This is a genomic window from Candidatus Seongchinamella marina (assembly GCF_026262685.1).
Classification (GTDB): domain Bacteria; phylum Pseudomonadota; class Gammaproteobacteria; order Pseudomonadales; family Halieaceae; genus Halioglobus; species Halioglobus marinus.
This window is the reverse complement of the sequence record NZ_SHNP01000003.1, coordinates 224668-239548: the sequence shown is the minus strand read 5'-3', so window position 1 is coordinate 239548 and position 14881 is coordinate 224668. Positions and strand designations below refer to the sequence as shown.

Sequence of the window (14881 nt, the reverse complement as noted above, 5' to 3'; positions counted from 1 at the left end):
GACAGTGTTTGGACGCATGCCCACCACCAGCGGCCTAGTTCACTTTCGGCGTTAACTCGCCCGCATCGTAAAGCATATGCATGGTGTCCAGGTTTTTTACCCGAATCTTGTCCGCATTGCCCGATGTATTGAACGCTTCATAGCGTTCAATACATATGTCGCGCATGGCATCGGTGGTTCTGGCAAGAAATTTTCTGGGATCAAATTCAGCCGGGTTTTCAGCAAGAAAACGGCGCACGGCTCCCGTAGAAGCCAGCCTCAGGTCAGTATCGATATTGACCTTGCGCACACCGTGGCGAATGCCTTCCTGAATTTGTTCAAGAGGTACGCCATAGGTCTCAGGAATATTGCCACCAAACTCATTAATCACTGCCAGCCAGTCCTGCGGTACAGACGAAGAGCCGTGCATTACCAGATGGGTGTTGGGAATACGGGCGTTGATCTCCCTGATGCGATCAATAGCCAGAATGTCGCCGGTGGGAGGACGGGTAAATTTGTAAGCTCCGTGACTGGTGCCACAGGCAATCGCCAGGGCATCTACGTTGGTGGCTTTTACAAATTCAGCAGCTTCTTCCGGGTCAGTGAGCATTTGGTCGTGGGTTAGCTTACCTGCTGCACCGATACCATCCTCCTCGCCGGCCTCACCGGTTTCAAGCGAGCCCAGACAACCCAGTTCGCCCTCGACTGAAACGCCACAGGCATGTGCCAATTCTACTGCCTGGCGAGTCACAGCCACGTTGTAATCGTAATCCATTGGCGTTTTACCATCTTCGCCCAGAGAACCATCCATCATCACTGAGGAAAAACCGAGTTGGATAGAACGCTGACAAACGGCAGCTGAGGTGCCGTGATCCTGATGCACAACCACAGGGATGTGGGGAAACTCATTCATTGCAGCTTCCATCATAGCGCGCAGAAAAGGCGCTCCAGCATACTTTCGAGCACCGGCGCTGGCCTGCATGATGACAGGAGAATTAGTTTGGTCTGCCGCCTCCATAATAGCGCGGGTCTGCTCGAGATTATTAACGTTAAAAGCCGGCACGCCGTAGTCATGCTCGGCGGCGTGGTCCAGCAACTGGCGTAAGCTGATTAATGCCATTGTGTGTTACCTCTGCGATTTTGTTGTATGTCAGTCGGCTGCGCGCGCTTCAAGCACGGCAACCGCGGGAAGAGTCTTACCCTCCACGTATTCCAGGAAAGCCCCGCCACCGGTGGAAATGTATGAAATATTGTCGGCAATGTCGTACTTGTCTATCGCCGCCAGGGTGTCACCACCGCCAGCAAGCGAAAAGGCCTCGGACTCGGCAATGGCCAACGACAATGCTTCAGTGCCTCCCCCAAATTGATCGAACTCAAACACACCGACAGGACCGTTCCAAAGAATCGTTCCCGCATCTTTGAGAATCGTGGCAATGTCCTCGGCAGCTTCCGGACCGATATCGAAGATCATATCGTCCTCAACCACCTGATCAGCCAATTTGTGTTCGGCCTCGGTAGATTCCGAAAATTCTTTACCTGTGACCACATCGACTGGCAGCGGGATGCTGGTTTTTTCCATAAGCGACTTTGCGGCGGGAATCAGGTCGTGCTCGCAGAGTGACTTACCTACCGGCTTGCCTGCAGCGGCGAGAAAAGTATTGGCGATACCGCCGCCCACAACCAGTTGATCAACTTTATCTGACAGGGTTTCGAGAACGGTTAACTTGGTCGAAACCTTGGAGCCGCCGACGATAGCCACCATCGGGCGTGCTGGCTCAGCCAGGGCTTTTTCCAGCGCGCTCAACTCTCCGGCGAGCAGCGGTCCGGCACAGGCCACCGGCGCAAACTTGGCGACTCCGTGGGTAGACGCCTGGGCACGATGCGCTGTTCCAAACGCGTCCATCACAAATATCTCACACAAGCCGGCATAAGCCTTGGCCAGGGTTTCGTCGTCTTTTTTCTCTCCTGAATTGAAGCGCACGTTCTCCAGCAAAGCGACGTCTCCATCATTGAGCTCCACTCCCAGCCTCCAGTCCTCAACCAGAAAAACCTTTTGATCCAATAATCCACTGAGGTGCTCAGCGACCGGTGCCATGGAAAACGCAGTATCGAACTCCCCCTCAGTCGGTCGTCCGAGGTGGGACATCAATATCACTTTTGCCCCGGCCTCCCTGGCCGCTAATATGGTAGGCAACGCAGCCCGGATGCGGGCATCTGATGTTACTGCTCCGTCCTTGATGGGTACATTCAGGTCTTCGCGGATCAGCACCCGCTTACCCTTCAACTCCATGTCCTGCATTAATTTTACCTTCAAGGACATTCAGTTAGTCTCCTTTAATCGTGTCCAGTGATTCGCCACATCCAGCATGCGGTTAGCGTAGGCCCATTCGTTGTCGAACCAAGTCAGCACTTTAACAAGGCGGGCACCACTCACTCGTGTCTGGCTGGCATCGATGATGCTTGAACGCAGGTCATGGTTGAAGTCACAAGACGCCAGGAGTTCTTCGGTATAGCCCAGCACGCCTGAAAAGCGGGTTCGCGCTGCCTCATTCAGAGCATGATTGATAGTTGCAACATCCGTGTCGGTCCGGGTTTGTATGGTCAGATCCATGGCAGAGACATTGAGCGTGGGCACTCGCAACGCCTGCGCACTAAAGCGGCCCTTCATCGCAGGCAAAACACGCTCCACACCCCGCGCCAGTCCAGTATCAACGGGAATAATGGACTGGGAGGCTGCGCGTGTTTTGCGTAAATCAGTGTGATGATAGGCGTCCAGAACAGGCTGGTCGTTCATCGCCGAGTGGATGGTGGTGATCGTGCCGCTTTCAATTCCCACGGCATCGGTCAGCGCCTGAATGACAGGCACAATGCCATTGGTGGTGCAGGAACCTGCCGAAACGACACGGTGAGACGCTCGCAAATCTCCCTCGTTGATGCCATATACGACGGTAGCATCTACATCTGCCTGAGCTGGCTGCGAGAACAATACTTTACTCGCTCCCTGTTGCAGGTGTTGCTCCGCGGTCGCCCGGTCAGTGAAAGCACCCGTGCACTCCAGTACCATATCGATCCCGAGTTCGGCCCATGGCAAACCATTGATTGCTGCGCTGCGCAACAAACGAATGGACTGCTCACCAATTAACAGCTCCCGCTCATTTCCCTGCAATGTGCCAGGAAAACGCCCATGTGTGGAATCATAACGGGTCAAGTGCAAGACAGTATTGGCGTCGGCCAATTCATTAATGGCGACTACCTGCATACACGACTGCAACGGGCTCTCTTGCAAAGCCCGCAAAACGCTGCGGCCTATTCTGCCGTAGCCATTAATCGCCAGTCGAATCAAAGCCGAATCCAGTTCAGTCGATCAACACGTCTTCAACAGCGGCTACAACATTGTCCACCGTAAAGCCGAACTCCTTGAATAATTCGCCTGCGGGAGCCGATTCGCCAAAGCTGGTCATACCAATAATACGCCCGTCCAGGCCGACGTACTTGTACCAGTAGTCCGCGTGCAGAGCCTCCACGGCAACCCGTGCGAACACATCCGATGGCAACACCGCCTCGCGATAGGCTGCATCCTGGGCATCAAATATCTCAGTGCAGGGCATGGAAACCACGCGAACCTGCTTCCCTGACTCTTCCAGTCGCTCTGCCGCCGCCATTGCCAGGCTGACTTCAGATCCTGTCGCGATAATAATGGCATCGGGTAGACTGCCGCAGGCCTTAAGGATATAGCCGCCGCGAGCAACGTCAGCCAACTGCTTGGAATCACGATCCTGATGGGGCAGGCCCTGACGGGAAAATACCAGCGAACTGGGGCCATCACGTCGCTCAATGGCCGCCTTCCAGGCCACTGCCGATTCCACACTGTCGCAGGGGCGCCAGGTATTCATGTTAGGTGTAGTTCGCAAGGAAGCCACCTGTTCTACCGGTTGATGGGTGGGACCATCTTCACCCAAACCAATAGAGTCATGTGTAAATACAAAAATGGACTGCTTTTTCATCAAGGCCGACATGCGCACGGCGTTGCGCATGTATTCCATGAAGACCAGGAATGTCGCTCCGTAGTTGATGAACCCTCCGTGCAGAGCGATGCCATTCATAATGGCAGCCATGCCAAATTCGCGCACACCGTAGTAGAGGTAGTTACCGCTGGCATCGTCTTTGGTTACGCCCTTGGAACCAGACCAAATGGTTAAGTTGGAGCCAGCCAGATCAGCAGACCCGCCCAGCAATTCAGGCAGCAAAGGACCATAGGCATTAAGGCAGTTCTGGGAAGCCTTGCGGGAGGCCACGCTTTCACCCTCTGCCTGGCATTGGGCAATGTATGCCTGCGCTTTGTCACTGAAGTCCGCTGGCAGTTCTCCCGCCAAACGGCGCTTGAGTTCGTCAGCGAGCTCAGGGTGAGCCCCGGCATAGGCCACCATCGATTCATTCCAGGCCTGCTCGGCTGCTAAACCCTTTTCGCATGCATTCCAGCCGGCATAAACATCCTCTGGTATCACAAAGGGGTCGTGCGGCCATGCCAATGCGACGCGAGTTGCCGCTACCTCATCGCCACCTAGCGGAGCACCGTGACAGGATTCAGAGCCCTGCTTGCCGGGCGAGCCTTTACCAATCACTGTTTTGCAACAGATCAGAGTGGGTTTTGCGGTTTCATGACGAGCTGCTTCAATAGCGGCCTTGATCTCCGAAGAACTATGGCCATTTACATCATTAATGACCTGCCAGCCATAGCTTGCAAAGCGGGTGGGTGTGTCATCAGTAAACCAGCCTTCAATTTCACCATCGATAGAAATGCCGTTGTCGTCGTAAAAGGCAACCAACTTGCCCAGACCCAGAGTACCGGCCAAAGAGCATACCTCGTGTGAAATGCCCTCCATCAGACAACCATCGCCGAGGAACGTATAGGTAAAGTGATCCACGACCTGGTGACCATCTCGGTTAAATTGGTCAGCCAGTACTTTTTCGGCAATCGCCATACCGACCGCGTTACTGACACCTTGCCCCAATGGGCCCGTGGTGGTCTCAATACCCGGGGTATAGCCGTACTCTGGGTGACCCGGGGTCTTGCTATGAAGCTGGCGAAAATTTTGCAGCTCTTCGATGGGCAAGTCATAGCCCGTCAGGTGCAACAGGGAATAGATCAACATGGAGCCATGGCCATTGGAGAGCACAAAACGATCTCGGTTAGGCCACTGGGGGTTGCCAGGATTGTGTTGGAGATAGTCATTCCAGAGAACCTCGGCGATGTCCGCCATGCCCATAGGCGCTCCGGGGTGGCCAGAATTGGCTTTCTGGACCGCATCCATGCTCAGGGCACGGATGGCATTGGCGAGTTCAGTACGGTTGGACGACATGCTTATCTCCAAAATGAGGGAGCTGGTTAAAAACGGGACATTATTTTCGCGTAACAGGGCGCTAACAGCAATCAAATCAAAGGGAAAATTGTCGCTCTGACGCCCTTATGCTCCTCTAAAGCACAGCCAAGCGTACAGGGCAGCAACCCCCCCTAAAATCTATATCAAAATATTTTGATATAGATTAACTCTCCTGCTAGACTGCGCCGCTATGTTAACTGCTACACAAACCTCAAGTTCCACTGCGCAAGCCGATCAGGAGTTGCTGGCCGCCGAGCTAGCGAGTTTCTGTAAGGCAAGCGCTGATCCACTACGCTTGCAGATACTGCGCGTTTTGCGGGAGGATTCTTTTGGTGTCTCGGAGCTATGTTCTATTTTTGAGATCCGCCAGCCAGCGCTCAGCCATCACCTGAAAGTGCTGGCCGGAGCATCACTGGTCGCTACTCGTCGGGAAGGCAATTCAATCTTCTACCGCCGGTCTCAGCTGTGCCAAAAACCAGAGCTTGAACCCTTGCAAAGCGCCCTGCTCGACGCTGCAGACCAGATCGAATTACCCGTTGAAATCGAGCGCGCATTGCAGGTGCTGTACCGACAAAGAGTTGAAAACTCTCGCGCATTTTTTCGCCACAACGCTGACAAATTTCGCCAGCAGCAGGACCTGATCGCCAGCTATGAGCAGTATGCAGGCACCGTAGCCGAAGTATTGCGCGATGCTCCTATCGCCCAACGCTTGTTGGCACTGGAAGTCGGGCCCGGCGACGGCAGCTTCCTGATGGAGCTCGCTCCCCGCTTCGAGCGGGTGGTCGCTGTGGATATTGAGGCCGCCATGCTTGAGCAGGCCCAGGCCAGGGTCAACAAGGCGAAGCTCAGTAATATCGAATTTATTCACGGGGATACCGGCAGCCCCGCTCTATCGCGGCTTTCAGCCGATTGTGTCGTTATCAACATGGTTTTGCATCACACCCCCGACCCCGGCCAGATCCTCAAGGATGCAGCCGCGAGTCTCGCTCCCGGCGGGGTGGTACTGGTCACCGACCTTTGTCACCACGACCAGGGCTGGGCACGAGAGAGCTGCGGTGATTTGTGGCTGGGCTTTGACCCTGGAGAATTGACCGAGTGGGCCACTGAGGCCGAACTCAAAGACATTGCCAGCGTATATCTGGCGCAACGTAACGGATTTCAAGTACAGGTGCGCCTTTTCGGCCGCCCATAAATAAAGGAACCAAAGCATGAGTGAATATGCGATTTTTACCTCGGAGTCGGTATCCGAAGGGCACCCAGACAAAATGGCCGACCAAATTTCCGACGCCATCCTTGATGCAATCATCAAGGATGACAAGGATGCCCGGGTTGCAGTCGAGACCATGGTTAAAACCGGTATGGCCGTGATAGCTGGCGAAGTCACCACGTCCACTTATGTGGACCTGGAAGAAGTTGTCCGCAATGTCATCCTCGAGATTGGTTACAACAGTTCTGACGTCGGCTTTGACGGCGCTTCCTGTGCTGTTCTTAACGCCATTGGTAAACAATCACACGATATCGCCATGGGTGTTAACGAAGGCGAAGGTGCCCACCTTGAGCAGGGTGCGGGCGACCAGGGCCTGATGTTCGGCTACGCAACCAACGAAACCGATGTACTGATGCCTGCCCCCATCTACTACTCCCATCGCCTGGTGGAAAAACAGGCTGAACTTCGCAAGCACGGCACCCTGCCATGGCTGCGTCCCGACGCAAAGAGCCAGGTCACCCTGCGCTACGAAAATGGTAAACCAGTGGCCATCGACGCCGTGGTCTTGTCCACCCAGCACGACCCCGACATTGCCCAGTCCGATATTCACGAGGCGGTCATGGACCTGATCGTCAAGGAAACCTTGCCCACAGAATGGCTACATGCCAACACTCAGTACCACATTAACCCCACGGGTCAGTTCATCATCGGTGGGCCGGTTGGTGACTGTGGTCTTACTGGCCGCAAGATTATTGTAGACACCTACGGCGGCATGGCCCGTCACGGTGGTGGTGCATTTTCCGGCAAGGACCCCTCCAAGGTTGACCGCTCCGCGGCATACGCGGGTCGTTATGTCGCCAAGAATATCGTAGCCGCTGGCCTCGCAGACCGCTGCGAAATCCAGATTTCCTACGCCATTGGCGTAGCTGAACCTACTTCGATATCCATCGACACTTTCGGCACAGGCGCACTGTCTGACGACAAGATCGGTGAACTGGTTCGCGAACACTTTGACCTGCGCCCCCGTGGCCTCATCGAAATGTTGGATCTGAAACGTCCGATCTACCGTAAAACAGCTGCCTACGGCCACTTTGGTCGAGAGGACGCAGACTTCACCTGGGAAAACACTGACAAAGCAGAGGCGCTGAAAGCGGCCCTTTAAAACTGAACTGAAAGGATTATTGCAATGAGCACAGCACAACAGATAGTAACAACTGAAGACTACAAGGTAGCCGATATCTCTCTGGCCCAATGGGGTCGTCGCGAGCTGGATATCGCCGAGGGTGAAATGCCAGCGCTGATGGCAATGCGCGCGAAATACAGCGAGAGCAAGCCACTGGCAAACGCCAGAATCCTGGGTTGCATTCACATGACCATCCAGACTGGCGTTCTTATTGAAACCCTGATCGCACTGGGCGCTGAAGTGCGCTGGTCATCATGCAACATTTTCTCTACCCAGGATCACGCTGCCGCTGCCATCGCAGCTGAGGGCATTCCTGTATTCGCATGGAAAGGCGAAACCGAGGAAGAGTACGACTGGTGCCTTGAGCAAACTATCCTCAAGGACGGTCAGCCCTGGAATGCCAACATGATCCTGGACGACGGTGGCGACCTGACGGGCATGCTGCATGAGAAATATCCCAGCATGCTGGACAGCATTCATGGCATCACTGAAGAGACCACCACAGGCGTCCACCGTCTGCAGGAAATGCTGGAAGCAGGCACACTGAAAGTACCCGCAGTTAACGTTAACGACTCGGTGACCAAGTCTAAGAACGACAACAAATATGGCTGTCGTCACAGCCTGAACGATTCAATCAAGCGCGGCACTGACCACCTAATGGCCGGTAAAAAAGCCCTGGTCATCGGCTACGGTGATGTAGGCAAAGGCTCTGCCCAGTCCCTGAACCAGGAAGGTATGATCGTCAAGGTTGCCGAAGTCGATCCCATTTGTGCAATGCAAGCTTGTATGGACGGCTTTGAAGTGGTGTCCCCCTACATCGATGGCGTCAATAAGAGTAATGACGAGTCCGTCAACAGTGACCTGCTCAGCAATACGGATCTGCTGGTAACGACTACCGGTAATTACAACGTCTGCGACGAGTACATGCTTAAAGCACTGAAGCCGGGCGCTGTGGTATGTAATATCGGCCACTTCGATAATGAAATCGATACCGCTTTCATGCGTCGTAACTGGGAATGGGAAGAAGTAAAGCCGCAGGTGCACAAAGTTTATCGTGACCAGGCCACCAACGATCATTTGATCCTTTTGTCAGAAGGCCGTTTGGTCAACCTGGGCAACGCCACGGGTCACCCCTCACGCATCATGGACGGCTCTTTTGCCAACCAGGTTCTGGCGCAGATTTACCTGTACGAGCGCAAATTTGCCAACCTCGAGCCGGAAATGAAGCCGGCGGCCCTGTGCGTTGAAGTGCTGCCCAAGAAGCTCGACGAAGAAGTAGCGGCTCACATGATTGGCGGATTTGGTGCGGTATTAACCAAGCTGACTTCAGAGCAGGCCGACTATATCAACGTTAGCGTGGACGGCCCCTTCAAACCAGATAGCTACAAATACTAAGGAGCAAGAGTGGCCAAGCCAAGAATCAGCTTTGAATACTTCCCGCCTAAAACCGAGGCTGGCAAGGACAAGCTGCTCAATATGACCACGACAGCCCTTAACGAGCTCAACCCGGAGTTCTTCTCAATTACCTACGGTGCTGGCGGCACCACCCGGGGTGCAACCCTGGGTGTTGTCTCGGCCATGAGCGAGGCGGGCATCGATGTGGCGCCCCACCTCAGCTTCGGCGGAGACGACGAAGACGCCGTTAACGATTTGCTGGATACCTATAAAGCGTTGGGTATCAAGCGCCTCGTAGCGTTGCGGGGCGATATACCGTCAGGTATGGGGACAGCCAATCAACTGGTGCATGCCAGCGAACTGGTGGCGCTGGTGCGCGAACGCAGCGGTGATCATTTTGAAATTGAAGTGGCCGCCTATCCAGAGATTCATCCGGAATCCAACAGCTATGAGAGTGACGTCCAGTTTCTGAAAACCAAGCTGGATGCTGGCGCGAACAGTGCAATCAGCCAATACTTTTACAATGTTGAGGCCTACTTTTATTATTTGGACCAATGCGCTGCAGCGGGAATCGATAAGCCGATTTATGCCGGCATCATGCCTATCACCAACTACGAAAACCTGGCCCGCTTCTCTCATAATTGCGGTGCCGAAATTCCCCGCTGGATCTGCAAGCGCATGGAAAGCTACGGCAACGATAGGGACAGCATCCGCAAATTCGGTTTGGAGGTTGTCACCCAACTGTGTCAAACGCTGCTCGACTCGGGTGCTCCAGGTATTCATTTCTACACCATGAATCAGGTGGAGCCCACCAGCACCATCTACAAGAACCTGGGTCTGTAGTAAGATTGAGCCATGCGAATTCCCCGTATCTATGCGGGGCAAGTGCTGCAGGCCGAATCCAGTTTCGACCTGGAGCCCGGCCCCAGCCAACACCTCGCGCGCGCCCTGCGGATGCAGGAGGCGAGCCAATTAATACTCTTCGATGGTCGCGGTGGTGAATACCCCGCTACCATCACCTCTGTTGGCAAAAAGTGTGTCTCTGTACTCACAGGGCAACATCACGATATCGAGGTGGAATCCCCGCTGGCCATCCACCTGGGTATTTCCATATCGCGCGGCGAGCGAATGGACTGGGTTATTCAGAAGGCCACCGAGCTAGGCGTAACGCATGTTTCACCGTTGCTCACCGAGCGCACTGAGGTAAAGTTAAAAGCTGATCGCGCCGAGAAAAAGCGTCAGCACTGGCAGCAAATAGCCATCAGCGCCTGCGAGCAGTGCGGCCGTAATCGCCTGCCCGTCATCAATCAGCTGACGCTGTTGCCCAAGTGGCTGAATGATAGCCGGGCCGAACTGAAACTGGTGTTGCATCATCGGGCAGAAAATTTATCGGCGCAATCCACTCCTCCCCGCAGTATTGATTTATTAATTGGTCCGGAAGGTGGCCTTAGCCCGGATGAAATCCACTTGGCGGAGCAGCGAGCGTTTCGCGCGCTGCGCCTTGGAGACCGTGTGCTGAGGACCGAAACTGCACCGCTAGCAGCTCTTTCAATTTTGCAGGCCAGGTGGGGCGACATGGCGCCATAAGCGGATTCACCCGCTGCGCAAAATCGATTGCGCCTCTTTTGTTACTGTCCCGCTAAAACGCCAAGCGGGCGTAGTGACCGAATATCCAGCCCACATCAACATGCTTAACGTATTCGCTCTGGCTAACGAGTGTGTCATAACGGTTTGGGAGGGTCAGCATTGGCGGCTGGCAAAAAGGCCTTCGTAAAAATTGCTGCGGTTTTTTATTAATCGAGGATGGTACTCATTGCCACGCAAATCTCGGCTGGTCAAAGTGTAGCACCCGCGTAGAAAGACCTCGCAGCGCGACCTCCCTGAACTGGAATAGTAGTGCTCCGGTGGGCGCAAAAATAACATCGTCCTGAAAGTGCATAGAAAGCACCTGGCTATCACCTCCGGCGACATCTGACAGCAGTGGCGAGTCGTTTCGAGCGAGTTCAGAAAAGCTAAAGGGAGAGATAGTAGCCACTTCATCCGGATTAGGAATCAGTTTGCTCCAGCGGGTATCGTTCCACACCACAACCGGTGTAATGAGATAGCCCGAGCGAGTAATGTAGTCATCGAGAGTACCGACAATCTGGCTGGCATCCAACGACAAATTGATCTCTTCTCGCATTTCACGCAAGGCGGCTTCAACCGGCGTCTCTCCGGAATCTATTCTGCCCCCGGGCAGCGCCCACTGACCAGTATGCGAACGCAATGTGTGAGTACGTCGTGTCACTATGATCGCGGCCTCGTCGCGATAGCGGGTGACAGCCAGAACAACCGCCGCATGTTTCAAGTCGCCCAGGGGTTGAGTCTCTACCTTGAGCTCAGACAGGTTCTGTGTGAGCTGCCTTCGCAACTCCAGATCATGAACAAACGCTTTTACGGCCTGCATCAGTGCCAGCCCTCAGGCCTGTTGTTCCGTCCAGCGAGCATGCGTCCACTCAAGAAAATCGGCAACAGCATTCACCGTATGGTCGGTACGTACAGAATGGAACACCTCGAAGGCATGTTGAGCACCGGGTAATTCCCCATACACCACCGCCTGTTCAGATTCCTGATTCATCGCTGAAACAAAGGTACGAGCCTCTTCAACCCAAACCAGGGAGTCATGAGTACCGTGAATAACAAACATCGGGGGCGCCTCTGCGCTGACATGGCTAAGCGGAGACCCCGTATCCCAGAGCTCCGGATTTTCCTGCTGGCTACACTGCATGACCTTGTCGGCCAACATTTTGTCCATCGACATTTCACCACGAATATCAAAACGGTCCTTGAAATCGTAGACGCCATAAAAAGGCACTGCCGCCTGAATGCTGGTATCGGCATCCTCAAACTCAGGCTGGAATGGGGCATAGTTAGGCGTTAGCGCCGCCAGCGAACTGAGGTGCCCACCAGCCGAGCCGCCAGTGATGGCAATAAAATCCGGATCGCCCCCGTATTCGGCAATATTGTTCCGTATCCAGGCTATAGACTTTTTCACGTCGACGATATGCGCGGGAAACGCAGCATTGGGACTCAAGCGGTAGTTAATTGCCACACATAACCAACCTCTTTGGGCCAGGTGGAACATCAATGGCTTAGCCTGCTGCTCTTTTTCTCCAATCATCCAGCCGCCACCGTGCACTTGTAGCAGCACAGGAAAGCCACCCTCTCGGGGTTCCTGCGGCTGATAAATATCCAACAGATTGCGCTTGCCTGCGTCAGCATAGGCGATATGTGAATGCACACGGACACCCTCGCGGACCATGGCAAAAGGTTTCATCCAATGAGCAGCGTCAACGCTATCTTCCAGCACTCGCTGCCGCTGCTGGGGCAGTGTGCTGCGATAATCTTCACCCAAGCCTCGCTTTAGCGCCTGGCGCATCACGCGCTGAGTATTCATGGCCTGCACATGCAGGTACACCTGACCCATCCAGGACAAGGCGAAAAGGCCCAGACCCACCTGGGCCAGCGAACTGTCCAGCATGCCTGAAAGAGCCATTAGAGCCGTTAGTCCCAATTGCCAGAGCAGGTGAATTAGCGCTAATTCGCCGCTGAGCCAGGCGATCAAAAAATAAAAAGGGGCCATCCAGTAAATACGCCTGGCCTGAATAATCGCGCTATAAGTACCGATAGCGGATACCACCGCCAGAAAAAAATAAAAGCCGCTCACTCTTGGAGCCTCCGCTATTTGCAAATAATCCGGCCTAGTTTAGGGTAGCAGCGATCAATTCACTAGCTGACCGTGCTTGCGCTAATTTTTGGCTTTGCGTAACTTAGCAGGCCGCAGACAAACCGGAGCGTTTTATGACAATCAAGCTAGGTGTGGTAATGGACCCCATTGCTGACATCAACTACAAGAAAGACACCACACTGGCGATGCTATGGGCAGCCACGGCGCGAGACTGGCAGCTATTTTATATGGAGCAAAAGGACTTGTATCTGAGAGATGGTGAAGCCAGAGCCAGCATGTCACCGCTCACCGTATTTCAAAATCCGGACAACTGGTACGACCTGAAGGCGCCCCAAGACTGCTCGCTTGCTGACCTCGATGTCATACTCATGCGCAAGGACCCCCCCTTTGACAATGAGTACATTTATTCTACTTACATACTTGAAGATGCTGAACGAAGAGGCAGCTTGATCGTCAATCGCTGCCAGGGGCTGCGCGACAGCAACGAGAAGGTTTTTGCCACGCAATTCCCACAGTGCTGTCCGCCAGTGCTGGTGAGTCGCGACATGGCGCGGTTAAGGCAGTTTCACAAGGAGCACAATGACGTCATCTTCAAGCCCCTTGATGGCATGGGCGGTACAGCCATCTTCAGAGCCAGGGAAGACGATCCCAACGTCAGTGTGATACTGGAAACCCTGACAGAATACGGCCAGCAATCCATCATGGCCCAACGCTACATTCCGGAAATCGTAGACGGTGACAAACGCATTCTCGTGATCAACGGTGAAGCGGTGCCCTACTGTCTGGCACGAGTTCCCCTGGCCGGAGAACTTCGAGGGAACCTGGCAGCAGGCGGAACAGGCCGGGCTCAGCCCCTGACGGACAGGGACCGATGGATTGCAGAGCAAGTGGCTCCATTTTTGCGCGAAAGGGGGATCTTGTTTGCCGGCCTGGACGTTATCGGGGAATACCTCACAGAAATAAACGTTACCAGCCCCACCTGTATTCGTGAAATTGACGCCGGATACGATCTGGACATCGCCGGTGATCTGATGGATTGTATTGTCGGGGAACTAGAAAGACGGAGCTAAACTTCCACCGCCAATGTATTACCTTGAGACTACTGAAGGAGAGCATACAAGGATGCGCAATGCGGTGCTGATTGCCGCGTGTTGCCACGTAGTTTTGGCTTTTGCGGTTTCTTTCAACAGCGACTCCAGCCCACGCTACAATCGTCAAATCGAGGTCACTCTCGCCACCAGGCCCAGCCAAGCGGCTCCCGATGAAGCACAGCACATCGCCCAGCAGAATCAGGAGGGATCGGGGCAGGAAGCCGAGGTAGATGCCGTCACATCCCGCAATAACGAATACCCTCAGCAGTCGCCGACACCGCAACAGGCAGCACCCCAGCAAGTCGATGCCGACGCGTTGGCCAGCGGAGAACTACTTTCAACAGTAGCGGCAGCATCGCGAAAGGTGACCGCACAACAAGAACAGGAAGAAACGCGTCGCAGTGCCACTCCGGGGCTCAATCCAGAGGTGGATCGCCTCAATCAGCAACTGGCGTCTTTGGAAGCCGAGCTGGACGAACAAACCCAGGCCTATGTTAATCGCCCACGGGTAAGGCGACTCACTTCCGTATCGGCAAAACAAGCAGTGGACGCTGCCTATCTGGCAGATTGGCGACAGCGCCTTGAGGCTGTGGGTAACAAATACTATCCCGAGGCGTCTGTGCGCTATGGACTGTATGGCGACTTGCGATTACTGGTGGTAATTCACAAGGACGGCAGTCTTGAGGATATTCGGATCCTCAAATCTTCTGGCTATGCTGTGCTGGATGAGGCGGCAATAAAAATTGTACGTTTGGCGGCCCCCTATTCACCCTTTCCCTCGGAGCTCGCAGCAACCACAGACAAGCTTGAAATAATCCGGACATGGCAATTTCAGGAAAATGAGCTAGGCTCAGACTGAAGCTTGGGATTAAAAAAATCCCTGTTTAAATGGTCACATCAGAGGTTTTTCCACCCATT

The 14881-nt window shown here is 54.2% G+C and carries 13 protein-coding genes; 7 read left to right on the top strand and 6 right to left on the bottom strand.

Annotated elements, in window-relative coordinates; translation table 11 throughout:
- Positions 1–34 precede the first annotated feature (34 nt).
- Genes fba through tkt form a run of 4 tightly spaced genes read right to left on the bottom strand, consistent with a single transcriptional unit; the run spans position 35 to position 5339 of the window.
- Entirely contained in the window at positions 35–1099 is a 1065-nt protein-coding gene (gene fba / locus EYC87_RS09510) for a class II fructose-bisphosphate aldolase (protein WP_279252659.1), read from the bottom strand.
- 30 nt (positions 1100–1129) lie between these two features.
- Complete coding sequence (locus EYC87_RS09505; RefSeq protein WP_423243972.1) at positions 1130–2299, bottom strand: phosphoglycerate kinase; 1170 nt, start codon at positions 2297–2299, stop codon at positions 1130–1132.
- The gene (locus EYC87_RS09500; RefSeq protein ID WP_279252658.1) at positions 2300–3322 is read right to left on the bottom strand and encodes a glyceraldehyde 3-phosphate dehydrogenase NAD-binding domain-containing protein; all 1023 of its coding nucleotides are present in this window, start codon (positions 3320–3322) and stop codon (positions 2300–2302) included. It lies immediately after the preceding gene.
- A 13-nt stretch (positions 3323–3335) separates the two neighbouring features.
- A complete protein-coding gene (tkt, locus tag EYC87_RS09495; RefSeq protein WP_279252657.1) occupies positions 3336–5339 on the bottom strand; it encodes a transketolase in 2004 nt (667 codons plus the stop codon).
- A 211-nt stretch (positions 5340–5550) separates the two neighbouring features.
- Between tkt and EYC87_RS09490 the strand changes: the two genes are divergently transcribed.
- The 5 genes from EYC87_RS09490 to EYC87_RS09470 are packed head-to-tail and all read left to right on the top strand — an operon-like array spanning position 5551 to position 10732.
- A complete protein-coding gene (locus EYC87_RS09490; RefSeq protein ID WP_279252656.1) occupies positions 5551–6552 on the top strand; it encodes an ArsR/SmtB family transcription factor in 1002 nt (333 codons plus the stop codon).
- Between the two features lie 16 nt (positions 6553–6568).
- Positions 6569–7729 carry a methionine adenosyltransferase gene (gene metK / locus EYC87_RS09485; RefSeq protein WP_279252655.1) on the top strand — a complete coding sequence of 387 codons (1161 nt, stop codon included), beginning with the start codon at positions 6569–6571 and terminating at the stop codon, positions 7727–7729.
- Positions 7730–7753: 24 nt separating this feature from the next.
- Positions 7754–9145, top strand: a complete 1392-nt coding sequence (gene ahcY / locus EYC87_RS09480) for an adenosylhomocysteinase (protein ID WP_007229913.1) — start codon at positions 7754–7756, stop codon at positions 9143–9145.
- A gap of 9 nt (positions 9146–9154) precedes the next feature.
- Positions 9155–9988 carry a methylenetetrahydrofolate reductase [NAD(P)H] gene (gene metF, locus EYC87_RS09475; RefSeq protein WP_279252654.1) on the top strand — a complete coding sequence of 278 codons (834 nt, stop codon included), beginning with the start codon at positions 9155–9157 and terminating at the stop codon, positions 9986–9988.
- A 12-nt stretch (positions 9989–10000) separates the two neighbouring features.
- Positions 10001–10732, top strand: coding sequence for a 16S rRNA (uracil(1498)-N(3))-methyltransferase (locus EYC87_RS09470; RefSeq protein ID WP_279252653.1), 732 nt, complete (start codon positions 10001–10003; stop codon positions 10730–10732).
- 223 nt (positions 10733–10955) lie between these two features.
- Here the strand turns inward: EYC87_RS09470 and EYC87_RS09465 are convergent, their stop codons facing one another.
- Together EYC87_RS09465 and EYC87_RS09460 are read right to left on the bottom strand one after the other, a co-directional pair.
- Positions 10956–11591, bottom strand: a complete 636-nt coding sequence (locus tag EYC87_RS09465; protein ID WP_279252652.1) for an NUDIX hydrolase — start codon at positions 11589–11591, stop codon at positions 10956–10958.
- A gap of 12 nt (positions 11592–11603) precedes the next feature.
- On the bottom strand, positions 11604–12851 hold the full coding sequence (locus EYC87_RS09460; RefSeq protein ID WP_279252651.1) for an alpha/beta hydrolase fold domain-containing protein: 1248 nt from the start codon (positions 12849–12851) through the stop codon (positions 11604–11606).
- A 134-nt stretch (positions 12852–12985) separates the two neighbouring features.
- On the opposite strand from EYC87_RS09460, the gene gshB reads away from it, so the two are divergent.
- Together gshB and EYC87_RS09450 are read left to right on the top strand one after the other, a co-directional pair.
- Entirely contained in the window at positions 12986–13942 is a 957-nt protein-coding gene (gshB, locus tag EYC87_RS09455; RefSeq protein WP_279252650.1) for a glutathione synthase, read from the top strand.
- Between the two features lie 52 nt (positions 13943–13994).
- On the top strand, positions 13995–14822 hold the full coding sequence (locus EYC87_RS09450; protein ID WP_279252649.1) for an energy transducer TonB: 828 nt from the start codon (positions 13995–13997) through the stop codon (positions 14820–14822).
- The last annotated feature ends 59 nt before the right edge of the window (positions 14823–14881 follow it).

Excerpts from the sequence above, each read along its gene's own strand:
- fba (WP_279252659.1), bottom strand. The coding sequence starts at position 1,099 with ATGGCATTAATCAGCTTACGCCAGTTGCTGGACCACGCCGCCGAGCAT.
- ahcY (WP_007229913.1), top strand. The coding sequence starts at position 7,754 with ATGAGCACAGCACAACAGATAGTAACAACTGAAGACTACAAGGTAGCC.
- EYC87_RS09465 (WP_279252652.1), bottom strand. The coding sequence starts at position 11,591 with ATGCAGGCCGTAAAAGCGTTTGTTCATGATCTGGAGTTGCGAAGGCAG.
- EYC87_RS09505 (WP_423243972.1), bottom strand. The coding sequence starts at position 2,299 with ATGTCCTTGAAGGTAAAATTAATGCAGGACATGGAGTTGAAGGGTAAG.
- EYC87_RS09470 (WP_279252653.1), top strand. The coding sequence starts at position 10,001 with ATGCGAATTCCCCGTATCTATGCGGGGCAAGTGCTGCAGGCCGAATCC.
- gshB (WP_279252650.1), top strand. The coding sequence starts at position 12,986 with ATGACAATCAAGCTAGGTGTGGTAATGGACCCCATTGCTGACATCAAC.
- tkt (WP_279252657.1), bottom strand. The coding sequence starts at position 5,339 with ATGTCGTCCAACCGTACTGAACTCGCCAATGCCATCCGTGCCCTGAGC.
- EYC87_RS09490 (WP_279252656.1), top strand. The coding sequence starts at position 5,551 with ATGTTAACTGCTACACAAACCTCAAGTTCCACTGCGCAAGCCGATCAG.
- metK (WP_279252655.1), top strand. The coding sequence starts at position 6,569 with ATGAGTGAATATGCGATTTTTACCTCGGAGTCGGTATCCGAAGGGCAC.
- EYC87_RS09450 (WP_279252649.1), top strand. The coding sequence starts at position 13,995 with ATGCGCAATGCGGTGCTGATTGCCGCGTGTTGCCACGTAGTTTTGGCT.